The 21,459-nt window shown below is 68.1% G+C and carries 16 protein-coding genes, 1 tRNA gene and 4 pseudogenes; 9 read left to right on the forward strand and 12 right to left on the reverse strand.

Annotated elements, in window-relative coordinates:
• The first annotated feature begins 17 nt into the window (after positions 1–17).
• From ACWY4P_RS45725 to fabG, 4 genes are read left to right on the forward strand one after another with little or no spacing between them, the layout of a single operon-like run.
• Positions 18–1,283 carry a hydroxymethylglutaryl-CoA synthase family protein gene (locus ACWY4P_RS45725; protein WP_456206741.1) on the forward strand — a complete coding sequence of 422 codons (1,266 nt, stop codon included), beginning with the start codon at positions 18–20 and terminating at the stop codon, positions 1,281–1,283.
• Positions 1,274–2,035, forward strand: a complete 762-nt coding sequence (locus tag ACWY4P_RS45730) for a polyketide synthase (RefSeq protein WP_456206742.1) — start codon at positions 1,274–1,276, stop codon at positions 2,033–2,035. The genes ACWY4P_RS45725 and ACWY4P_RS45730 overlap by 10 nt, the downstream gene beginning before the upstream one ends.
• A gap of 44 nt (positions 2,036–2,079) precedes the next feature.
• The gene (locus ACWY4P_RS45735) at positions 2,080–2,328 is read left to right on the forward strand and encodes a phosphopantetheine-binding protein (RefSeq protein ID WP_456206743.1); all 249 of its coding nucleotides are present in this window, start codon (positions 2,080–2,082) and stop codon (positions 2,326–2,328) included.
• Entirely contained in the window at positions 2,325–3,068 is a 744-nt protein-coding gene (gene fabG / locus ACWY4P_RS45740) for a 3-oxoacyl-[acyl-carrier-protein] reductase (RefSeq protein WP_456206744.1), read from the forward strand. The genes ACWY4P_RS45735 and fabG overlap by 4 nt, the downstream gene beginning before the upstream one ends.
• Before the next feature lie 96 nt (positions 3,069–3,164).
• Here fabG and ACWY4P_RS45745 read toward each other — a convergent pair whose 3' ends face one another.
• The 3 genes from ACWY4P_RS45745 to ACWY4P_RS45755 are packed head-to-tail and all read right to left on the reverse strand — an operon-like array spanning position 3,165 to position 5,156.
• Positions 3,165–3,911 (reverse strand): ABC transporter permease, encoded by a 747-nt coding sequence (locus ACWY4P_RS45745; RefSeq protein WP_456206745.1) that lies wholly within the window; start codon positions 3,909–3,911, stop codon positions 3,165–3,167.
• The gene (locus ACWY4P_RS45750) at positions 3,908–4,834 is read right to left on the reverse strand and encodes an ABC transporter ATP-binding protein (protein ID WP_456206746.1); all 927 of its coding nucleotides are present in this window, start codon (positions 4,832–4,834) and stop codon (positions 3,908–3,910) included. The genes ACWY4P_RS45745 and ACWY4P_RS45750 overlap by 4 nt, the downstream gene beginning before the upstream one ends.
• A 7-nt stretch (positions 4,835–4,841) precedes the next feature.
• Positions 4,842–5,156, reverse strand: a complete 315-nt coding sequence (locus ACWY4P_RS45755; RefSeq protein ID WP_456206747.1) for an AbrB/MazE/SpoVT family DNA-binding domain-containing protein — start codon at positions 5,154–5,156, stop codon at positions 4,842–4,844.
• A gap of 661 nt (positions 5,157–5,817) precedes the next feature.
• On the opposite strand from ACWY4P_RS45755, the pseudogene ACWY4P_RS45760 reads away from it, so the two are divergent.
• A pseudogene (locus ACWY4P_RS45760) lies at positions 5,818–6,222 on the forward strand (IS110 family transposase); the annotation flags it as partial.
• Between the two features lie 56 nt (positions 6,223–6,278).
• On the opposite strand, the gene ACWY4P_RS45765 reads toward ACWY4P_RS45760, so the two are convergent.
• Positions 6,279–6,707, reverse strand: coding sequence for a hypothetical protein (locus ACWY4P_RS45765; protein ID WP_456206748.1), 429 nt, complete (start codon positions 6,705–6,707; stop codon positions 6,279–6,281).
• A gap of 418 nt (positions 6,708–7,125) precedes the next feature.
• On the reverse strand, positions 7,126–7,866 hold the full coding sequence (locus ACWY4P_RS45770) for a recombinase family protein (RefSeq protein ID WP_456206749.1): 741 nt from the start codon (positions 7,864–7,866) through the stop codon (positions 7,126–7,128).
• A 772-nt stretch (positions 7,867–8,638) separates the two neighbouring features.
• Between ACWY4P_RS45770 and ACWY4P_RS45775 the strand changes: the two genes are divergently transcribed.
• On the forward strand, positions 8,639–10,666 hold the full coding sequence (locus tag ACWY4P_RS45775; RefSeq protein ID WP_456206750.1) for a HelD family protein: 2,028 nt from the start codon (positions 8,639–8,641) through the stop codon (positions 10,664–10,666).
• Between the two features lie 114 nt (positions 10,667–10,780).
• On the opposite strand, the pseudogene ACWY4P_RS45780 reads toward ACWY4P_RS45775, so the two are convergent.
• Positions 10,781–11,713: pseudogene (locus ACWY4P_RS45780) on the reverse strand (integrase core domain-containing protein).
• Between the two features lie 158 nt (positions 11,714–11,871).
• Here ACWY4P_RS45780 and ACWY4P_RS45785 point away from each other — a divergent pair.
• Positions 11,872–13,410, forward strand: a complete 1,539-nt coding sequence (locus ACWY4P_RS45785; protein ID WP_456206751.1) for an ATP-binding protein — start codon at positions 11,872–11,874, stop codon at positions 13,408–13,410.
• A gap of 33 nt (positions 13,411–13,443) precedes the next feature.
• On the opposite strand, the gene ACWY4P_RS45790 is transcribed toward ACWY4P_RS45785, so the two are convergent.
• Together ACWY4P_RS45790 and ACWY4P_RS45795 are read right to left on the reverse strand one after the other, a co-directional pair.
• A complete protein-coding gene (locus tag ACWY4P_RS45790; RefSeq protein ID WP_456206689.1) occupies positions 13,444–14,685 on the reverse strand; it encodes an IS110 family RNA-guided transposase in 1,242 nt (413 codons plus the stop codon).
• A gap of 398 nt (positions 14,686–15,083) precedes the next feature.
• Positions 15,084–16,526, reverse strand: coding sequence for a tyrosine-type recombinase/integrase (locus ACWY4P_RS45795; protein ID WP_456206752.1), 1,443 nt, complete (start codon positions 16,524–16,526; stop codon positions 15,084–15,086).
• 569 nt (positions 16,527–17,095) lie between these two features.
• Here ACWY4P_RS45795 and ACWY4P_RS45800 point away from each other — a divergent pair.
• Complete coding sequence (locus ACWY4P_RS45800) at positions 17,096–18,439, forward strand: endonuclease domain-containing protein (protein WP_456206753.1); 1,344 nt, start codon at positions 17,096–17,098, stop codon at positions 18,437–18,439.
• 178 nt (positions 18,440–18,617) lie between these two features.
• Here ACWY4P_RS45800 and ACWY4P_RS45805 read toward each other — a convergent pair.
• Positions 18,618–18,864 (reverse strand): annotated as a pseudogene (locus ACWY4P_RS45805) (aminoglycoside phosphotransferase family protein); the annotation flags it as partial.
• Between the two features lie 245 nt (positions 18,865–19,109).
• On the opposite strand from ACWY4P_RS45805, the gene ACWY4P_RS45810 reads away from it, so the two are divergent.
• Positions 19,110–19,180 (forward strand) — tRNA-Cys (locus ACWY4P_RS45810).
• A gap of 22 nt (positions 19,181–19,202) precedes the next feature.
• Here ACWY4P_RS45810 and ACWY4P_RS45815 read toward each other — a convergent pair.
• From ACWY4P_RS45815 to ACWY4P_RS45825, 3 genes and pseudogenes are all read right to left on the reverse strand, one after another.
• The gene (locus ACWY4P_RS45815; protein ID WP_456213277.1) at positions 19,203–20,033 is read right to left on the reverse strand and encodes an oxidoreductase; all 831 of its coding nucleotides are present in this window, start codon (positions 20,031–20,033) and stop codon (positions 19,203–19,205) included.
• A gap of 186 nt (positions 20,034–20,219) precedes the next feature.
• A pseudogene (locus ACWY4P_RS45820) lies at positions 20,220–20,693 on the reverse strand (FHA domain-containing protein); the annotation flags it as partial.
• Entirely contained in the window at positions 20,626–20,949 is a 324-nt protein-coding gene (locus tag ACWY4P_RS45825) for a hypothetical protein (RefSeq protein WP_456206754.1), read from the reverse strand. The gene ACWY4P_RS45825 and the pseudogene ACWY4P_RS45820, both read right to left, overlap by 68 nt.
• Between the last annotated feature and the right edge of the window lie 510 nt (positions 20,950–21,459).

The raw sequence follows: 21,459 nt of genomic DNA on the forward strand, positions 1-21,459 counted from the left end.
AGACGAGGAGAGACGGTATGGAACGGCGCGTGGCCGGCATCGAAGCGATCAACTTCTACGGCGGCTCGGCCTGTCTCGACGTGCGGTCCCTGGCCCGGTACCGGGGGCTGGACAACGAGCGGTTCGAGAACCTGCTCATGAGCGAGAAGTCCGTGGCCCTGCCCTTCGAGGACCCGGTGTCGTTCGCGGTCAACGCCGCCAAGCCGGTCGTGGACGCGCTGAGCGAGGAGGAGCGGGACCGCATCGAAGTCCTGGTCACCTGTACCGAATCCGGCATCGACTTCGGGAAGTCGCTGAGCACCTATGTGCACGACTATCTGAAGCTGAATCGCAACTGCCGGCTGTTCGAGGTGAAGAACGCCTGCTACTCGGGCACCGCCGGCTTCCAGACCGCGGTGAACTTCGTGCTCTCACAGGTCTCCCCTGGGGCCAGAGGCCTGGTGGTGACCACGGACATGGCTCGCTTCAAGGCGACCGACGCCGGCGAGGCGTTGCAGGAGGACTGGTCCTTCGCCGAGCCCAGCGGGGGCGCGGGGGCGATGGCCATGCTGATCAGCGACACCCCGCACATCTTCAGCGTGGATGTCGGGGCGAACGGCACGTACGGCTACGAGGTGATGGACACCTGCCGACCCGTGCCGGACAGCGAGGCCGGCAACGCCGACCTGTCGCTGATGTCCTACCTGGACTGCTGTGAGGCGGCGTACCGGGCGTACGAGCGGAAGGTCGAGGGGGCCGAGTACGCCACGACGTTCGACTACCTCTCCTTCCACACCCCCTTCGGCGGCATGGTCAAGGGCGCCCACCGCACGATGATGCGCCGGATGTGCAAGGCGAAGCCCCCCGCCATCGAGGCGGACTTCGAGCGGCGAGTGCTGCCCGGGCTGGAGTACTGCAGGCGGGTCGGCAACATCTTCGGCGGCACGGTCTTTCTCAACATCCTCTCCACCATCGCCCACGGCGACTTCTCCACGCCCCGGCGGCTGGGGGTTTTCTCCTACGGTTCCGGATGCTGCTCGGAGTTCTACAGCGGCGTGGCCACCCGGGAAGGCCAGGAACGTGTGCGGGCGCTGGGCATCGACCGGCTTCTCGACGACCGATACGAGCTCAGCGTCGAGCAGTACCTGCGGCTGATGAAGGAGAACGAGGTCATCGAGTTCGGTACCCGGAACGCCGAGTTGCAGCACGACGTCGTCCCCGAGGTACTGGACACCATCAGGGGCACGAACCGCCTGCTCCTCGGGCGCGTCACCGAATTCCACCGGGAGTACGTGTGGGTCTGAGCGACGTCGTCACACTGACGGAACCCCGCCCGGGTGTCGCCCTGGTCGTCATGGCGGACCGGGAGCACAAGAACACCTTCACCGATGACCTGCTCACCGGGCTGGGGAAGGCATTCGAGCAGGTCCGGTCCGACGAGCGGTACCGGGCGCTGATCCTGACCGGCTACGACAACTACTTCTGCTCGGGCGGGACCCGTGAGGCGCTGCTGGACATCCAGGCGGGGGCGTCCACCTTCCAGGCCGAGGGGCGCCCCAACGCGTACTCCCTGCCCCTGGACTGCCCGATTCCGGTCATCTCCGCCATGCAGGGGCATGCCATCGGGGGCGGTCTGTCCATGGGGCTGTTCGCCGACTTCGTGATCCTCTCCCGGGAGAGCATCTACACCGCGAATTTCATGAAGTACGGCTTCACTCCGGGGTTCGGGTCGACACGTGTCTTCCCGGCGAAACTGGGTCTGGCGCTGGCCGAGGAGTTCCTGCTCACCGGCCGTACCTTCCGCGGGGCCGAACTGGCCGAGCGGGGCGTTCCGTATCCGGTGCGCCCCCGCAAGGACGTCCTGCCCGCGGCGCTGGAGCTGGCCGGGAATCTGGCCGAGAAGCCGCGCCGTTCGCTCGTGATGCTCAAGGAGCACCTCGTCGGGGAACTGCGCCGGCAGCTCCCGGAGGTGATCGAGAAGGAACTGGCGATGCACGAGGTCACCTTCCACCAGCCCGAGGTCAGGGAACTTCTCCTGAGCCGCTACGGCGCATAGCCGCGGAAGCGGCACCCGACACGAGAGCAGGAAGAAAGAGGAGCATGACCCAGGAAGAGATTTTCACGACTCTGACATCCGTCCTGGCGGAGATCGTCCCGGGTGTCGACGTGAGCCGGATCGTTCCGGAGGACAGGCTGCGGGATCTGGGGGCCAACTCCATCGACATCGCCGAGATCATCACCGAGACCATGGAGCGGGCCGGCGTCTCGCTGCCCATGGTGAGCTTCGGCGACGCCAAGAACATCGGCGACATCGTCGGCATCGTCGCCGCGGGGGAGAACCGCTCGTGAGCGGCCCCTTGAGCGGCAAAGTGGCTGTCGTCACCGGTGGCTCCCGGGGCCTGGGAAGGGCCATGGTGCTCCGGCTGGCCCAGGAGGGTGCGACGGTTGCCGTCGTCTACCTCGGCGACGAGGCCGCCGCCAAGCAGACCAGGCAGGAGGCCGAGAGACTGGGCGGCTCCGGGCAGATGTACCGCTGCGACGTGTCCGACCCCGACCGGGTCGCCCAGACCGTCAAGGCGGTCACGGCCGAACTGGGCCCGGTCGACATCCTGGTCAACAACGCCGGCATCGTCCGGGACGGCCTGGTGGCGTCCATCAAGAACGAGGACTTCGACACGGTCCTGAACACCAATCTCAAGGGTGCCTTCAACTTCATCAAGAGCTGCTACTTCGGCTTCATCCGCCAGCGCAGCGGCTCGATCATCAACATCTCCTCCGTCGCCGGGGTCTTCGGCAGCGCGGGCCAGGCCAACTATGCCTCGGCCAAGGCCGGGCTGATCGGCCTGACCAAGTCGATCGCCAAGGAACTGGCCGAGCGGAACATCCGCTGCAACGCCGTCGCTCCGGGACTCATCGCCACCGACATGACCCAGCACATGATGGACGACCCCGCCCGACTGGCTCCGGTACCCATGCGCCGCTTCGGCCGCCCGGAGGAGGTCGCCGGCCTCGTCGCCTTCCTGGCAGGCGACGAGAGCTCCTACATCACCGGCCAGGTCATCTGCGTCGACGGCGGCATGGCGATGTGACCGCCTCCATGAGACGGACATGAGTGTGGCCCGCCGCCGTGGAGGCCGCGGGCCACACTCATGTCCGTACGCACGTCTGTCACGAGCGCCGCCGGGTCACTCCCAGCGGAAGAACCGCGCCGCCAGCGCGGTCGCCACGACGAGCAGTCCTCCCAGCACGGCGATCGGCACCCAGTTCTCCGACCAGCTCTCGCCCCGCCACAGGCTCCCCAGGCACTCCGTCAGCTGCGTCAGCGGGGAGATCTGCGCAATGTCCCGCACCCCGTCGGGCAGCGTGTCGAAGGGGACCGCGCCGCCGGAGAGCATGATCAGCGGGTAGGTGAGCGTATTGCCCACTGCCTGGGCGGCGCCGGGGGAGGGGAGGGCGGCGGCCAGGGCGTAGCCCACCGCGAGGAAGGAGAGGATGCCGAGCACGAGCACCACCATCACGCTCGTGATGCTGCCCTGAGCGTCGGAGTCGAAGACCGCGATGCCCAGAACGAGCATGACGGTCAGGCTCAGCAGCAGGACAGCGAACCGCACTACCACGTCGGCCGCGATGTAGGTGGCCGGACGCAGGGGCGTGGCGCGGAAGCGGCGTAGGGCGCCGTTGTCCCGCTGGGTGACGAGGTCGACCGGAATGATCACGAAGCTGGCGATGGCGATCACGATCGACGAGAAGTTGACCAGGTTGGCCTCGATGAAGCCGCGGTCGTCGAATTCAGGCCGCGGATCGTTGCCGAAGATCGCGCCCATGATGAGCACGAACAGCGGGGCGAAGGCAACCATGAAGAACACGCTCGCGGGCTCGCGCAGCGTCCGCTTCGTCTGGACGCTGACGAGGCGCTGGAAGGCAGTGCTCACTTCGCCGCCTCCTCTCGCATGCGACGGCCGGTCAGGGAGAGGAAGACGTCCTCCAGATCGGGCTGTTCGGAACGGAAGTCCTGCACGGACAGATCGGCGGTGGCCAGCACGCCCATGACCTCCTCGGCGAAGCGGCGGCCGCCGCCGCGGACCACCACCCGCCCCCCGGTGTGCTCGACGTGAGAGACCGCTGCAAGCGCCTCCAGCCTTTCGACCGGCGGTTCGCCGTCGACCGTGAACATCAGGCTGCTCTCCTCATCGAGCGAGGCGATGAGCCGGGGCACGGTGTCCAGCGCGATGATCTTGCCGTGGTCCACGATCGCCACGCGGTCGCAGAGGCGCTCGGCCTCCTCCATGAAGTGCGTGGTGAGGAACACGGTGGTGCCGCTGTCGCGGATGTCGCGGATCACGTCCCACACGGCGAGGCGGGCCTGCGGGTCCAGTCCGGTGGTGATCTCGTCGACGAAGACGATCTCCGGGTCGTTGACGAGTGCCAGCGCGATGAAAACCCGCTGCCGCTGACCGCCCGACAACTTCTCGACGTACGAGTCGGCCTTGTCCTCCAGCCCCAGCCGCGACAGCACCTGCTGCCAGTTGCCCGGCTTGCGGTAGAAGGACGAGAAGAGCTCCAGTGCCTCCCGGACCTTGATGCGGGGCGGCAGCGCGGATGTCTGGAGCTGCAGGCCGGTGCGCTCGCGAACCTCATGGGCGTCGCGCTCAGGATCCAGACCGAGGACCTCGACGGAGCCGCTGTCGCGGGTGCGCAGGCCCTCGACGCACTCCATGAGGGTGGTCTTGCCGGCGCCGTTGGGGCCGATCATCCCGAAGATCTCGCCTTGCAGTACCTCAAGGGAGACGCCGTCGATGGCACGTAACTCGCCGTATCGCTTGGTGAGGTCCTGGCAGCGAATGACGGCGTTCATGTCTCGTTCATTCCTTGTCCCCCGAGTCATCTGACGTGGTGTTGTCCCGCTGAAGCTGCTCGATGAGGGGAGTGAAGCCCTGTCGCATCACCAGTTCGAGCTTCATGAGCGCGATGCCGTGTTCGGGGTCGCCGAGCACCAGGAGCTTGTCGCCCGCTTTGATGCCGAGATCACGCCTCGCCAGCGCCGGCACCACGATCTGGCCCCGCTCGCTCACGGTCACCGCACCGTAGAACCCCCGTCCTCCCGGACCGTACGAGGCTTTGCGCTCGCTGTCCTCAGCCGAGGCCATCCGCCCGTCCCCCTCCTGGTGCACGTACATGATTTATCATGTATATCATGCGCGCCACAAGCACCTGGCTGGGCTGTCGCGCGATCGGCGCCCGGGGGCCGTCCGCCGGACTTGGCTGGCGGACGGCGGGAACACTTCAGTCGCCTTCCGGCGTCTCCGTGCCCTGCCGGGCAGGGGCGGCGGGGCACTGTTTCCCGCTCGGCTCCACAGGCCCCTGAGATCACCCGATCGATTCGGATGCTCTCTGCATCGAGAGGTACAAGAACCCCTTGTCGGCTCTCGCCCCCCTTTCGGGGTGGGAGCACGATCTCGTGCTCCCCATGCGACAGGGGGGAAGCTGAGGGCCTCGGTCGGCGTGTTTCCGCAGGCAGCCGGTGCTCGGGTGTCCCGGCCGCAAGGTGCCTGCCGCGTCAAGACGAGGTAATGCCCCTTGGCGTCCGCCGGCAGACGGGGCACTCCCAGGGCGTGAGCGCCCTATCGGGCTCTGTGGCGCTGTAGCGAGACAGTCGGCAGGTGTGTGGGTGCCGATTATTACATCCGAGCTGGTCAGGCGGCTCTACCTTCTTGATCGGGTTGATCGAGCCATTCGTAGGGTTGGGTCGCCCAGGGGTACTGGGTGTGGCTATGAGGCTGCTGCCGTTCCATGGCTCTGGAGGCTTGGCCGCCCAGCACCCCACGACGACTCGGCCGCCGATTAGTCGGCGACGTCCTCGACCTGGCCGACGGCCGTCCAGTCACCTGGGCCATCGACATGACCGGCGGCGAGCCCGCACTGCTGCTGGCCCTGCTGGTCAACCACGGCCAGGAGGTCCTCTACATCCCCGGCCGCCTGGTCAACCGGGCCTCCGACGGCTACCGCGGCGAGGGCAAGACCATCCGGCCCGGCGAAGAAGCCACCATCGAACTCAAACTGCTGACCGGACGCCGGACCGACCTGGTCGAAGACCGCACCCGCGTCGTCAACCGCCTGCGCGGCACCCTGCTGAGCATGTTCCCGGCCCTGGAGAGGGCCCTGGACGTGACCAACACCGGCCCGCTCAGACTGCTGACGGGCTACCAGACCCCGGCCGCGATCCGCCGGGCCGGTGTCACGCGGCCGCCACAGCAAAAACGGCCCGCCGAAAACCGACGGACCGTCATGCAAGATCGAGGCTAGCTCGCGCTCGGAGGGGTCTGAGCCGCCTTCTTGGCGGGGCGGCCACGCTTCTTGGCGGGGGGCTCCTCCGCGGGCCGGGACGCCGCGGCGAAGGGCTTCAGCGCCTTTTGCAGGGCCTTCAGTCCGTCCGGGCCCAGGTCCACGGTCCGGCGCTCATTCCTCAGGGCCTGCCGCACGGCAATGGTGTTGCTGCCGTCCTCGTTCTGCTCCCCGGTTTCGTATTCCTCTTCGACCCAGGTGGGCACGGAGATATCCACCGAATGCACGTCCGCGGTGATAGCGGGTTCGAGATCGCAGTGAATAACTGTACGTCCGTAGATTCGCGTTTCCACCGTCTGTCCGTTGACGACGACGGGCGTGACGGTTTCCTGAACCCCTTCCTCGTCCTTCTCTGTTTCCGCAACCTGCACAAAGCGAACTGCCACTGCTTCCCCTTTTCTTGGAACCGCCCAAATTCTAGCGGGACAGCGGCTGTTGGCGCCAATCCAGAAATGCCGAAAGCCCCTTCCGGCCGGAAGGGGCTTTTCCGGGGCGCACGGCGGGAAATGCGTGCGCGGGGCCTCAGGTGCAGCCGTTGCGGGCGGTGCCCACGGCCACGTCGTGGTACGGGGTAGCGCCGAGGTAAGCCCAAAAGCCGCCAGTTCTTGATCTTGGCGGGTGTGGTGGTCGGTCAGCTCAACGCAGGCTGGCAGCCGGGAGTGCGTTGACGCGGTTCTCGTACTCGCGGCGGGCCTTGCGCTGGGCCGGGAGCGCCGCGGTGCCGTCGAGGACCTGGCAGAGGTCGAGGAGTCGCCGGTGGACCGCGAGGACGGCGGTGACGCGCAGGGTGTAGCCCTGGCCGCGTCATACGGTGATGCCCTGGTCGAGTGTGGCGCGCTCGGCGGGCTCCAGTTCGGCGGCGCGGAGGAAGTCGGCGACCTTGCCCGGCATGTCGAGGGCGACCGCCAGTTCCGGGGCCGGGGCGCCCGGATCGACGGCCGTGTACTCGGGCAGGAGGTCCGCGACGGCGGTACGGATGGCGCCGCGGCTGACGTCATGGTCGCGGGCGAGGGCGGCGATGGAGCGGCCTTCCAGGTACGCGGTGCGCACGTCGTCGGCCTTCGTGGCTGGGACGGCGGGGCGACGCCCGCCCTTGTTGCCCTTCGCCTCGGCGGCCCGCAGCCCGTCGTAGGTCAGTTCGCGCTGGAGTTCGCCGGCGGCGGCGAGGGTCTGCACCATGAATTTCACGGTGGACAGCAGCTCGCCGGTACGCGGGTGGCGGGCGGTGAGGTCCATCGCGGAGAACGCGCCATCGTGGATGCGCAGGGCGAGGCGGTCGCGGTGCAGGACGTCGAGCACGTCGAGGATGTGCCCGGTGCCGCGCACCAGGCGGAACATCTCGGAGATGTGCACAGCGTCGCCCGGCCGCGCGTACGCGAGCAGCTCGCCGAACTTCGGCCGCTCCAGCGGGTGAAGGCGGCTGGAGGTCCCGGCCTGCTCCTCGAAGACAACCGGGGCCTCGATCCCGGCCTCGTCCAGCACCAGGTTCTGGCGGTCGGTCGACTGCTGGTCGGTCGACGCCCGCTTGTAGACCAGGTTGGCCATGCCGCTCCCCGTTGTGGTGGTCGTATTCGACCCTAGCTGTCAGCAAACCCTGTCATCAGCCGTCATCGGGTCTGATTGGATCGGCGCCGCCGCCGGGCCCCGGAAAGCCCGGGTTCATTGGACGCCCGCCGCGCCTGTCGTCATTCGTTCCTTTGACGACATCAAAGACGCGGAGGCCGAAGATCGGCGGATCCAGGTTGGGCGGGGCCGGGTCGGATGGTCCGGGCACGGACGGGCCTGCCGCCGGGCGTCGCGGCGGCGAACGGGGTGAGAGTTCACCGATCCGTTCTCTGGGTCGGCCGCGACCGACGGCGGCGTGGTGCTGCGGTCCTGAGATGGGGCCGTCGGCACGGGTCGGGCAGTGGTGGACCGGTCGAGGGCTTAACCCATTCTGTGCTCGTCTCCTCGGTCGGGTCTCCAGACGAAGCGACCAGATGCCTCCTGGCAGTGAGCTCGATGGCGCCGGTCGCCTCGCCGGATCTTCCCCCTTTTCCCGAGCGCGGCAAAACATCGGCGGCATCCAAGGGCGGGCTCGCCCATAAGACAGGCGGGCATCGGGAGCGCAATTGGCGATATACGGAACGGCGGAATGCATGATACGCCATACGGTCAGCCGTCATGGATTCAGTCGTAGGGCCATGGCTTCACCAAGTAAGTCAAGACTTATCTTTAGGGAACTTTGACCGTATGGTGTGGCTCGAATCGAAGGAGCCCCCTGTTGTCGAAAATGAATGATCCCGCTGTGCGTGCGGTTGAATCGGAGCGGGATTATGTGTCCTCCTTGTATGAGTTGCTCACCGAGCGGCTTTCCGAGGCGCGAGCACACCGAGCGAGTGTGCTGAAGGCCCCGGCGGAAAGCGCCGGTGAGGCATACGAGAGAGAAATCGCCGCCGAGCGTCTGGCCAAGGAAATCGGCCGGCTGGAGGGCGCCGAAAAGGGGCTGGTCTTCGGGCGCATCGACTGGACGGATGGCACGGCCCTGCGCATCGGGCGGATCGGACTGCATACGGAGGAGGATGACCTGCCTCTGCTCGTGGACTGGCGCGCGAACGCGGCGCGGCCCTTCTACGAGGCGACACCGGTCCACCCGATGGACCTGCGGCGGCGCCGGCACCTGCGCCTCGAGGAGCGCACGGTCATCTCGGTGAGCGACGAACTGCTGGACGGGACCGCCCCGACCGACGAGGACGTCGTGGGGGACGGCCCGTTGACCGAGGCTCTGTCGGCACGGCGTACGGGCAGGATGCACGCGGCCGTCGCGACGCTGCAGGCCGAGCAGGACGAGATCGTCCGCTCCGCCCACCGCGGGGTGACCGTGGTGCAGGGCGGGCCCGGCACCGGCAAGACGGTAGTCGCCCTGCACCGGGCGGCCTATGTCTTGTACGCGTTCCCGCGCGCCGCGGAGGAGGGTGTCCTGGTGGTGGGCCCGAACGCCCGGTTCCTCGACTACATCTCCCAGGTCCTTCCCTCGCTCGGAGAGAACGACGTCGTTCTGGCGACCTGCCGGGAACTGGCCGGAGTGTCCACGGACACGGTGGACCCGTTCGATACGGCGCGTCTCAAGGGCAGCTCCGACCTCGCCGACGCCTTGGCCGGCCTGCTGCGCGTCCACCAAGCCCCCGCCGGTGACTTCACCGTGCGGGTCGGACAGGAACTGGTTCACCTGTCCGGCGAGGAAGTCGCCACGGCACGCGACGCCGCCGTGGCAGCCGCACCGGGGCACAACCCCGCGCGCCAGGTGTTCAGGGAGCTCTTGGTCGACGCCGTCACCGACGCGATGCAACGAGACATGGGCGACCTCCTGGAGCAGATCGACGCCGATGCCACCAGGATGACGGGCATGAACCTCGACCGGTTCACGGGAGCCGCCCAGCGCCGTGCCGAAGGTGCGGCCGACTCGGGTCCGGTCCACGAGCTGGACCTGGACGCCATCCGAGCCGATCTCCTCGACGACGCCGGCGTCGACCGAGCGGTCGAGGTGTTGTGGCCGCGGCTGGTACCCGGTGACCTCGTGAAGGCGCTCCTGACGAACGCCGGCGCTCTCGCCGAGCGCCTGCCCCGCCTGACGGCGCAGGAGCGGTCCCTTCTGCTGCGCGGTCCGGACGACCCGTGGACCGATGCCGATGTGCCGTTGCTGGACGAGGCGGCGAGCCTGGTCGACGGCCCCCCCGAGCGGACGTACGGGCACGTCGTCGTCGACGAGGCGCAGGAACTGACCGCCATGCAGTGGCGGATGATCGTCCGCCGCTGCCCGGCAAGGGCGATGACGCTGGTGGGTGACTTCGCCCAGGCAGGCCCGGTCGCGACAGCACGCGACTGGAAGGAAGCACTGAGCCCCCACGTCGGACCGCGGTTCAAACTGCACAACCTGACCGTCAGCTACCGCACCACGCAGGAGATCCTGGAGAGCGTCCGGGACCTGCTCACGCGGATCGCTCCGGACCAGAAGCCCACACGGTCACTGCGAAGCGGTGAGAGCCCTCGCACCGTGACCACACCTCCGGACGGGTTGGTCACCGCCGTCGTTCAGGAACTCCGCGCCCAGAGCACCGCGCACCCGGGCGAGCTTCTGGGAGTGATCTGCGCGGACACCAGGGTGAGCGAGCTGACGGCCCAGGGCATCGCTCACCACGCACGCATCGTGCCGGCGTCCGAAGCACGCGGCCTGGAATTCGACGGGGTCGTCGTCATGAACCCCGAGGAAATCATCACGGCCCGCCCCGGTGGGGAAAGGGACTTGTACGTAGCCCTGACCCGGGCCACCAAGCGCCTCTGCACAATCACCGTCCAGCCCGCCTGACGACTCGGCGCCCGCGTCGTCGCCGCGGGCGCACCCGGCGCGGTACAGACACCGGCCCGCGCGCACGGGGCTGCTCGCCGCCTCTGCCCTTGCCGGAAATCTCATCCGTGCAGGTCACGCTGCATGTCGGTATTCGTGGAGGATACCGCCGAGGCGATCGTGCCGGCGTATGTCGAGGCGGGCTAACGTGTCCGGGTCGTCGATGGGTGGGGGCAAGGGGTGTAGCGGTCTGGCGTTCGCGATGCCTTGGTGTGGTCGGTGTCCGTTGTAGAACTGCTCGAACTCGCGTAGGGCGTGGAGGAGGTTTCGCTGGTTCCAGATCAACGTCCGGTCCAGAAGCTCGCGGCGACAGGTCTGTATCCACCTTTCTATGATCGAGTTCATTCTTGGGATCTGGATGCCGCTGAGGACGACGTCGATTCCTGCGTCCTTGAGGACGGCATCGAAGAGGGCGGGGAACTTCCCGTCTCGGATCAGGAACTTCGTCTTGCTGTCTGCGTCTTCGAGGTCCATGAGGAGGTTGCGTCCGAGCTGCACGATCCAGTCCGCGGTGGGGTGTGCGGTGGCGCCGAGGATCCGGATGCGCCGGGTGGTGTGCTCGATGGCGGCGAAGACGTATAGGCGCGCTCCGGTCAGTGTGCGGACTTCGAAGCGATCGCAGGCGAGTAGAGCTTTGGCCTGGCTGCGGAGGAAGTCGGCCCAGGTGGTGTTCTGTCGTTCGGGTGCGGGTGGGATGCCGTGCTCGCGGAGTATCTCCCAGACGGTGGAGGCGGCGACCGTGATCCCCAGTGCTGCGAGTTCGCCGTGGATCCGGTGGTACCCCTACGCGGCGTTCTCCCTGGCCAGGCGCAGGATCAGGGCTCGGATCGACCGGAGGGTGCGGGGGCGTCCGCGTCACCTGGGTGCGCAGGTCGCGGCATGGCGTCGCCTGAGTAGTTCACGATGCCAGCGCAACACCGTCGCGGGGCGGACCAGCAGTAGAAGGTGCCGCAGTCTGTCTTTGGGGAGGTGGTGGAGCAGGCCGGCGAGGATGGTTCTGTCGCTCATCGGCAGCAGACGCAGCAGCGCGAACGCGTTGGTCACTCCCAGGTAGGCCAGTCGCAGCAGCGGCGTCCAGGACGGTATAGCCGTGCCTCATCGAGTTTCGTATAAACCAAGCTATACTGATTCCCGTAGGGTTCGTGTGGGCCTATCTGGAGACGAGCATGGAGAAACCAGGGCATGTGCTCGACCGCGACGCGCAGTGGGCGGCGCTGGTGCGTTTCCTTGAGCGGGGAGGGCAGCCGCTGCGCATCGGGTTGGTCTCCGGGCGCCGCCGTCACGGCAAGTCCTTCCTGCTGCGTGCCCTGTGCGATGTTGCGGGTGGCCTGTACATCACGGCGGTCCAGGAAGAGGGAACGCGCGCGGCGCAGCGCCGGTTCTGCGCCGCCATCGCGCGGCACGCCGGCTTGCCCGAGAGTGCCGTCCGACTCGATGACTGGGAGCAGATCCTTGCCACGGCGCTTCAGGTGGTGGCCCGGCGCGCCGAAGCCGGCGGCGCCCCGCTGCTCGTGATCGACGAATTCCCGTACCTGCTCACCCACAGCCCGCAGCTGCCCTCGCTGCTCCAGCACCTGTACGACAGCTCGCAGGCCGACAGGGCACCCGGCGGACGCCTCATTCTGTGCGGGTCGGCGATGTCGGTGATGCACGAGCTGCTCTCGGGCACCAAACCGCTGCGCGGCCGTGCCGTACTGGACATGCGGCTGGGCCCCTTCAGCTACCGGCAGGCCGCCGCGCTGTGGGGCATCGACGACCCGCAGCTGGCCTTCCAGCTGCACGCGGTCCTCGGCGGGGCCCCGGGCTACCGGCAGTTGGTCCAAGACGATCCGCCAGCCGGTATCGACGGTTTCGGCGACTGGGTCGTGGACAACCTCTTCGACATCGACCTCGGCCTGTTCACCCGCAACGAGACGGAGTACCTGCTCCGCGAGGACCCGCGTATCACCAACCGCGTCGTCTACTACGAGGTCCTCTCCGCCGTCGCGGCCGGAGCCACCACCCCCAGCAAGATCGGCGGACTCATCGGACGCGAACGCACCGCCCTCGCCCACATCCTCGACGTCCTCCTCTCCTCCGGTTACCTGCGCCGCGAGGACGACCTGCTGCGCCAGCGCAAGCCCACCATCACCGTGGCCGACCCGATCATCCGCTTCAACCAGCTGATCACCGTCCCCTACACCGACCTGCTGGAGCGCCGCGAAGGCCAGCAGGTGTGGCAGGCGGCTGGCCCCACCTTCGCCTCGCAGATCCTCGGTCCCCACTTCGAAGAACTCGCCCGCGACTGGGTGCGGCTCTATGCCGCCGACGAAGCCGGCATCACCGCCGGAGCGGTCGGCACCACCGACATCCACGACACCGAGGGACGCGCCAAGCACGAACTCGACGTCGTCGCCCTCACCCCCGGCGACAAGCCGCGCACCCCCAAGGCGCGCATCGCTCTGCTCGGCGAGGCCAAGGCGACCGTCCGACGCCGCGGCGTGGAAGACCTGGAACGCCTGGAGCACATCCGCACCGTTCTGGATTCTCAAGGCCATGACAGTGCCGATGCCGCTCTGGCCTTGTTCTCCCAGCACGGCTTCACCCCGCCGCTCCGCGAGATGGCCGCTCGCCGCGATGACGTCCACTTGATTGACCTTGTCACGTTGTATGGGCGCAATAACCATCAGCTGGGATCGCGTGATGCGCTCCGGCATGGCACTTGACTGGGGGTCAAGACATCCGATGCGGATGATCTGTCAAGCGGCGGCTTCGAGACGGGGGCTTGTGGGTGTGGGAAATGCGGTTGTTTCGTCGTAGTGGATGCCGTGGGTCAGGCAGTGGTGGAGGCACCCGAGCAGTCGGTTGAAGAGGTTGCGCTGGGCGGCGGTGTGGCGGTCTTTGGCCTCGCGTCGCCGGTCGTAGTGGGCTCGGGCGCCGGGTGAGGCGGTGAGGGCGGAGAAGGCCCAGAGGTAGCCGGCGGAGGCCAGGCGCTGGTTCTTGACCCGGCGGGCGAGGACGGCGACGCTTCTTCCGGACGCCCGGGTGACCGGTGCGGCCCCGGCGAAGGCTTTGAGGCCTTTCGCGTCGGTGAAGCGGGATCGGTCGTCGCCGATCTCGGCTAGCACTCGGGCGCCGGTGAGTGAGCCGAGCCCTGGGAAGCTGGTGATGATCTCGGCGTCCGGGTGTGTGTTAAAAGATTCCACCGCTGCTTGGGCGAGGTCGTCTGCGCTGGTGCAGGCGGCTTCCAGCTGTCGTAGCAGGGCGGTGGTCTGGTGTCCCATGGCCTGCTCGACCTGGGGGAGTTGTCGCATCTGCGGGGCGTGGAGAGCGGTGTGGAGGCGGTCGGCTTCGGTGTCGATGCCGCGCTTGCGACCGGCCTTGGCAAGGAGCGTGCGCAGCTGGGCGCGGGTGAGCATGGCTGCTTGGGCGGGGGTGGGTGCGGCGGCCAGAAGTGTGCGGGCGATGGGGGAGCTGAGGCCGTCGCGCAGTGGTTGGACGGCCGTGAGGAAGCCGGGGAAGTAGGCGCGCAGGTGGGAGCGGAGTTTGTTGCCGGCTTGGGTGCGGTCCCAGACGGCGTCCTGCTGGGCTCGGGCCAGGACGGCGATGGCCTGGGCGAGCTCGCTGTCGTGGGGCAGGGGGCGGTGGGTTGCGGCGTCGGTGCGCAGGATGTTGGCCAGGACCATGGCGTCGAGGTGGTCTGACTTCTTACGGGTGACCGTGTGCCGGTCGCGGTAGCGGGCGGCGGCCATCGGGTTGATCGCGTAGACGGGGCGATGTGTCGCGCGGAGGCAGGCCACGAGCAGGCCGCGGGAGGTCTCGATCGCCACCGGGATCGGAGCGTCTTCGGTGTCTCCGTGCGTGGTGAGCAGGTCGAGGAGTTGGTGCAGGCCGGCGGCGTCGTCGCTGATCCGGGCCCGGGCTAACAGGGTTCCGTCCTGGTCGACCAGGGCGACGTCATGATGGTCGCTGGCCCAGTCGATCCCACAGAACACACTCATCGTGTTGTTGTGTCCTCTCGATCGAGTTATGAGTTGTTGCTGGTCATAGCCGTGCGGGGGCACGCGTCTCCCTAATGGAAGGGCTCGATGGCCCGGCATCCGATCAGTCGTTCGTGACCCCAGCTGCCCGCGGGGCCCTCGGTCTGGGCTGGAACTCACAGGTTCCAGGCGTCGTGAGAGGTGGTCCCCGCGAGGGGCTCGGACCATGAACACCAACGATCGGATCATCGGACTGGATGCGGTGTCGCCACGTGGTGGTGGCGGACGGGGCCGGGGGCCGACTCTTGACCAAGGGATCTGGTTGTCCCTGGGATCGCATACGGCTTCCCCGGCCTCGACCGCCACCACCACGCGCACCAGGAAGTGGGGCTCGTAGTGCCCCATTAGGGGTCGCAGGTTCAAATCTTGTCGTCCCGACCAGCATCATCGCAGGTCGGAGGCCGTTTCCACAGAGATGCGGGGGCGGCCTTTTTCCGTGTGTTTCGGTGTGGTGGTCGCGTGGTGGTCGCATGCGTCCCCTGGGGTTGGGACGAGCTCGGTGAAGTGAACGCCAGGGCGGGGGAGTAGAGCGCTCTGAGCGGGTTGTGGTGGTGGTTGGGGTGGTCGCGGTGTGGTCGCAGCCAGGTGGGCCAGTGCCAGCGGCTGTTGGTGGGGTTGGCTTGGGTGAGGGTGGTGTCGATGGCGTTGACGGCGTCGTGGGCGGCTTGGTGGGTGAGGTGGCTGTAGATGTTGGCGGTGGTGGAGAGGGTGGCGTGGCGCGGGGTCTTGGAGACGATGGGGAGGGGGACTCCTGCGGTGAGGGTGAGGGTGGCGGCGAGGCGGCGCAGGTCGTGCAGGGTGATGCGGGACACGCCGGCTTCCTTGGCGCGTTTGCGGAATCGGTCCAGGACGGTCTGGGGCCGTAGCGGTCGTCCGTCGGGTCGGCAGAAGACCAGGCCGGTGAACAGATCTGATGGGTCGTTGATGTGTGCGCGGGTTTCTGTGGCGCGCTGTTCGAGGATCCTGATGACGCGGGGCGAGAGGGCGACCCAGTTCTTGCTGGCGCGGGTCTTGGGGGTGGTGATGACCAGGCGGGCGTTGTTGAGGGCGTAGCGGACGTAGAGCACTTCTTCGTCGGGGTGGACGTCGGCCCAGTGCTGTCCGAGGGCCTCTCCCTTGCGCATGCCCGTGCCGATGAGGAGCTCGCACAGGTTGGCGATGAGGGGGTCGGCGTCGTGGCAGTAGTCGAGGAACCGGACCGTCTCCTGGGGTGTCCACACGTGGCGTTCGGGTGCGGCGGGGCGGGGGATGACGGCGGGGCGTGCGGGGTTGTGGGCGAGGCGGTGTTGTGGGACGGCGTCGCCCAGGGCGCTGGACAGGGTGGCCAGGCAGCGGTACACGGTGACCCGGCCGCGGCCGGCGTCGAGTTGAGAGTGGGTGAATCCTGCGATGTGGCGGTGACCGAGCTCGTCCAGCTTCAGTGCGCCGAGTGCGGGGATGAGGTCGTGGGTGACGTAGTCCCGGTAGCGGGCCACGGTGGTTGGCTTGAGAACGTACGTCTTCGCCTTGAGCCAGGTGGTGAGGTAGTCGGCCACAGTCTGGTTGGGGTCGGCGCTGAACCCGCCGGCCTCGCCTTCGAGCATGCGACGCAGCGCCGCCCTTGCGGCGTCCTGGGTGGGGAAGCCGCCGCGGCGGACGGTGGTGCGCTTGCGGTCGGGGGAGGGGAGGTCGACGGCGAAGGTCCAGCTTCCGTGGATACTGTCGGTGGTCAGTCGTGGGCAGTGGGTTCCGAGCTGGTGGCGGTTGGTGTCGCGGCAGCCGCAGCGGCGGTAGACGCGTCCACGGTCGGCGGAGGAACGCATGGTGATCGCCTCCTGGGAGTGATACGAGGTGTCGACGCTCCTAGTCTCCGCCCAGGGACACACCACGCGACCACCTCACGCCCCACAACTGACCTGGGGATTCCCCTTGTCGTGGCGACAAGTGCGGAGATCTGCCGGGAGTGCAGTGACGCGGAAATAATGTGCCAAGCGCGCCAGAGCACGGCTCGGCCTGGTCGTGTACCGCTGGGTCGTGGAAGGAGCGATCGCGCTGCTGCACTGGCCTGCCGTCTGCGCATCCGCTGGGAGATCCGCGACGACATTCACCACGCGTTCGTCGCCCTCGGCTGCGCCGTCATCTGCTGGCGACGACTGCGCACCGTACTTTGTTGGGAGTAAGGACTCTGTTGCTCAATTCGTCTGGGCTCGGGGACCGTTGATACACAAGGGTGACTTGCCCGATTTTTGACGTTCTGGTGGTGAGGCTGCGGGCACGGGACTGATGAACCAGATGCTCAGGAATCAGGAGTTGCGGGCGGCGGATGCGGCGTGGGCGGCGGCCCGGCTGACTGGGAACCCGTTGCCGCGTTGCAAGCGGTTAGCCTGTCGGTATGTCAGAGCGTGTCATGCCCGGTTGCACGGACGGCCTGATCACCCTGGGTGCCGCGGACGCTCTGTGGGTCGATTTGACGGCCGACAGTGCTGTGCCGACGGCTTTTGGGGCATTCACCTGCTCTCCTGCCCATGCCCGGGTGGGGTACGTCTTGCTCGGCGGCCATGTGGTGGCGACGGTGAGGGCGAGCGGCGGTCAGTGGAGTGTTCCGGAGGTTGAGGTGCGCCGGGCGGCCGCGGAACTGAACGCGGTTGGGATGGATCGGCAGGACCTGGTCCGCATCGGTCCGTTTCGTGGGGCGCCGAGGCAGGAGTCCGACGAGGAAACGCCGCTGCGTTGGCGCCAGCGCATCACGAGGGAACTGCAGGAGCTGGGCGGCCCCGAGCGGGCAGCACGACGTGAAGTCGGCCGGCCGTACCATCTGGCGGGGATCGACTGGCGACAGATACTCGTGGAGCGGACCCGCGACGGGACGCAGCGGACGTGGTGGCTGCCGCGCGCTGTGGTCAGGCTGCTCGACGCGGCCGAGCACACCGAAACGCAGTGGGTGCAAGCCGCGCGGACCCGCCAGGCAAGCGCAGCCGTCACCGAGCCGCCCTCCCACCCCCGGCAGGCCCGAGACGCCGACGGTCGGCAGACGACGAGCCCCGAGGGCCCCACCGCCTCACCGCGCCCGTACAACGGAGAGCTGGAAGGCCAGCTGTACTCGGTGCTCAGCAGGAAGCCCGGTACCTCCCGCAAGGTGGCCGGGTGGGCGTGCGCCGTCTGCCGCACCGCGCTCGCCGCCGTCCTCGACCACTGCCACGAACACGGCTACGTCCGCGCCCCTGTCTGCCAGTCCTGCAACACACAGGAACGCCCCGACCACCTGTACAGCAACGACATCCGCGTGGCGAACCGCTACACACGCCTCTTCCACACCGACACCGACCACTGGCTTCGCCACTGGCACCGCTGCCCCGGCTGCCGCGCACGCACCACCCTGCCCCTGCCGCACCTCGCCGCATGGACCGCCCACATAGCCTGCCGATCGCTGCGCCCGACGCACCGCGCCCCCGGCGGGCGCGAGCCCTGCGGTGTCCTGCGCGTGTCCTGGACGGGCAGTCAGAAGGCGCCCCGTTCCTGCCTGCTCACTGTCGCAGTCGATTTCTGCCCCTCCGGCGAGCACCGTGTCCTGGCGCGAGTCCCCTACCGCGAAGCCGCCGAGGGGTTTGGTGTCTGGTTGGCCGAGACGGCTCCTGCTGTGGCCGCCGCGGCCGGTCCTGACCGCTTGGACGGCCTCCCTGCCCAGTTCCGGCCGGTCATCGCGGACACCAGCGGCGAGGGCCTGGCACTGTTCTGAGCGGGTACCGGGAGACCTGACACCCCAACGTCACCTCGCAGGTGTCGGCTCCCGACACGGTCACCCCGCACGCCCAGTGAAATGCGCAGCAGAGTGAGTAAGGGCAAGCGATGCGCCCCAAGGAGCTGGCCTGTTCGATGCGTCAGAACGCACTCGTAGCAGTCGGGCCCGCGCAGGTTCACAGCCGGGATCTCAACACGTCGACCACAGCCCGGCGCGTACGGGTCGAAGCCGCGCTCGACCAGCCAGCGAATCGCCAGCAGGCTTCGCAACGACCACCACGCGCGGATCATGTCGAGGTCGATGTCGGTTCCATAGCCGGCGACGATGTCGCCGACGTGCTCCTCGTGCCGAGCGTCAAGTATCTGAGTCCGTCCGTCTTCTCTGGCATCGGTACCAGCAGCACGGCCCCGGCCTGGGACACCACCCCACAGCCCCCACCCTCGACGCGGACGCGTGGATGGTACCCGATACGCTTCTTCACTCGGGAAGTGCCTCCGACGGTGGCAGGAACAAGGACCTCGACAATCCTCACCCTTACTGGTCAGAGGCGCTTTTCGCTTACCTGGCCACCTGTCGGACAGCCCGCTTCATGAAAGCGCGAGGTTAACCGTCCGGGTCCCGGTGCGAGTCCGGGCATCGGAGCTCCGCCCGTCGTCCCGGGCGGCCCGGTCGTATGCCCGAGTGGTCAGGGAACCGCCTGCAAAGCGGTGCACGCGGGTTCGAATCCGGTTGCGGCCTCAGGAATCCCTCCGCTGTGGAGTCACCGTTGAGAATGTGTCACCCCGGTGAGTTCCTCGGAGACGGTCCACAGGCACTGCTGGGTGGCCTGGTCGTGGGAGTCGGGGCTGGAGGTGACCAGCTTCGGGTAGCCGCGGATCTCGCCGCGGTTGCCGGGGCCGTAGTACTGGCCGCCGGTGACGGCCGGATCGGTGGCGGCGCGCAGGGTGGGCAGGGCGCCCATCTCGGCCTTCTGGGTGAGCAGCGGCGCGAGCCAGGTGATGGGCACGCGAACCGCGGCGGGCGTGTTGCGGACGAGCTCGGTGTTGGACACGCCGGGATGGGCGGCCACCGCGACCGTGGTGCCGTGCGGTGCGAGCCGGCGCTGCAGTTCGTATGTGAACATCAGGTTGGCGAGTTTGGCCTGGCCGTAGGCGGCGGCACGGCTGTATGAGCGCTCCCACTGCAGGTCGTCGAAGTGGATGGCGGCCCGGATGCGGTGACCGGTGCTGCTGACCGTCACGACGCGGGAGCCGGGGACGGGCAGGAGCCGGTCCAGCAGCAGGCCGGTCAGGGCGAAGTGGCCGAGGTGGTTGGTGCCGAACTGCAGCTCGAAGCCGTCGGCGGTGGTCTGCCGCGGGGTGTACATCACGCCCGCGTTGTTGATCAGAAGGTCGATGCGCGGGTGGACCGCGCGCAGGTCGGCCGCCGCGGACCGGATCGACCACGTCCTGCAGGTGTTCGCCGTCGAGGGAGTACGCCGGCGGACGTTACCGTGCGACTCGTCCTTCCACACCACAGTCGAGCCGGACGTCAGCCAACGCCCGTCGTGGACGGTGATGCTCACACACCCCTCCAGCGCGCTCTCCAGCATCAGGGCGAAGGCCAGGCCGACAGGGCCGCCGCCGACGACCGTGACACGCAGGTCATCTGGGTTCGCCGGGGCGCTCGACCGGGGCAGGTCGATCTGGGAGATGTCGAAGACCGTCTCCATGGCCTCCTGTGTCTCGAACCGGAAGGTCTCGTCCCCGATTCGGATGACGTCGCCCGGGCTCAGGACATGCCGTGCGACGCGCCGTTCGTTGACGTAGGTACCGTTTCTGCTGTCGCGGTCGTGCAGGACGCGTGCGTCACCCTCCGCCACGATCTCGGCGTGCAGACGGGAGGCGCTGGTGCTGACGATGATCACATCGTTGTCGCTCTTGCGTCCGAACCGCAGAGGTGCGGTGCCCAGCACCACACTCTGACCGGTGAAGGGACCTGTGCGTCCCACGATGACCGACGTCACTCGTACTCCTTGGGTACATGCTGTGGTGCCTGGGTGGGGCCCCGCGCGACGCGGCCGCCCCGGCGTAGGACGAGATGACCCGCCGGCCGAACGCCCCCGAGGCGCGTTCGGTTCAACGGGTCCTGGCTTCCAGGACTGAATGGACCTGCCGGTCCGGGAGCGCGCTGCTCCCGGACGGTCACTGGCAACTGATGGAGAACGGGACCGTGTCGGACACGGTCTGCGCTGATGCCTTGAACTCCACACCCATGGCAGTCGACAGCGTCCCCGCCTCCGCGTAGGTCGCCACGCGCACCGTCTCCTGATGGGTGCGAGGACCGCCCTCCACGAACGACAGCGCACGCCAGGTGTGATCGACCACCGTCCCTCCCGTCGACACCCATCGGTAGGTGAACCGCGCGGGCAGTTCCGTCACCTCGAAGGTGGCGGTGAAGGAGGGGGCCTGCCCCTGGGGCGGCGGGCAACTGCCCGCGTACGTCAAGTTCTCTCCGGTGACCGACACCTTGACCGGCAGATCGGCCGCCGTGTCCGCTTCATCGTTTCCCGCGGTGGCGTCCGGATCCTGCGGTGAGGGGGAGCCGGAACCCGCCGTGGGCGACCCGTTGTCCCCTGATCCGTGTCCCCGCTCGTCAGGACGTACCCGAGTCCGCCCAGCAGCAGGGCGAGGGCGCTTCCCGCCGCCACCAGGGCGTACATGGTGCGCCGGCTGCGTTGCGGCTTACCGGAGGGCTGGAGGCCGCAGTCGCGGGCGCGGGCGCCGCGGCGGTGGAGGCCGTGGGTATGGCGACGGGGTGGGGCGGCGGCCCTTGCGGCGCGACCGGGGGCGGGGGGACGGCTGCCGTGGGAGATGCGACCGTGGGCGTGTCAGCGACGGTGGCCGGAGTGGTTTCGGCCGATGTCTCGCCGGTCCCAGCCGATGTCTCGGCCGGCGCGTCGGCCCGTGTCTCGGTGGTGACGGTGGGTACGTCCATGATGGCCGTCTCCACGTCGTCGTGGGACTGCGTGGGTGCGT

The organism is Streptomyces sp. LZ34 (assembly GCF_053890475.1).

Bases quoted from the DNA above. Each gene is read 5' to 3' on its own strand.
- ACWY4P_RS45725 (WP_456206741.1), top strand. From the start codon at position 18: ATGGAACGGCGCGTGGCCGGCATCGAAGCGATCAACTTCTACGGCGGC.
- ACWY4P_RS45735 (WP_456206743.1), top strand. From the start codon at position 2,080: ATGACCCAGGAAGAGATTTTCACGACTCTGACATCCGTCCTGGCGGAG.
- ACWY4P_RS45750 (WP_456206746.1), bottom strand. From the start codon at position 4,834: ATGAACGCCGTCATTCGCTGCCAGGACCTCACCAAGCGATACGGCGAG.
- ACWY4P_RS45755 (WP_456206747.1), bottom strand. From the start codon at position 5,156: ATGTACGTGCACCAGGAGGGGGACGGGCGGATGGCCTCGGCTGAGGAC.
- ACWY4P_RS45770 (WP_456206749.1), bottom strand. From the start codon at position 7,866: ATGGCCAACCTGGTCTACAAGCGGGCGTCGACCGACCAGCAGTCGACC.
- ACWY4P_RS45785 (WP_456206751.1), top strand. From the start codon at position 11,872: ATGGAGAAACCAGGGCATGTGCTCGACCGCGACGCGCAGTGGGCGGCG.
- ACWY4P_RS45790 (WP_456206689.1), bottom strand. From the start codon at position 14,685: ATGAGTGTGTTCTGTGGGATCGACTGGGCCAGCGACCATCATGACGTC.
- ACWY4P_RS45795 (WP_456206752.1), bottom strand. From the start codon at position 16,526: ATGCGTTCCTCCGCCGACCGTGGACGCGTCTACCGCCGCTGCGGCTGC.
- ACWY4P_RS45800 (WP_456206753.1), top strand. From the start codon at position 17,096: ATGTCAGAGCGTGTCATGCCCGGTTGCACGGACGGCCTGATCACCCTG.
- ACWY4P_RS45815 (WP_456213277.1), bottom strand. From the start codon at position 20,033: ATGCTGGAGAGCGCGCTGGAGGGGTGTGTGAGCATCACCGTCCACGAC.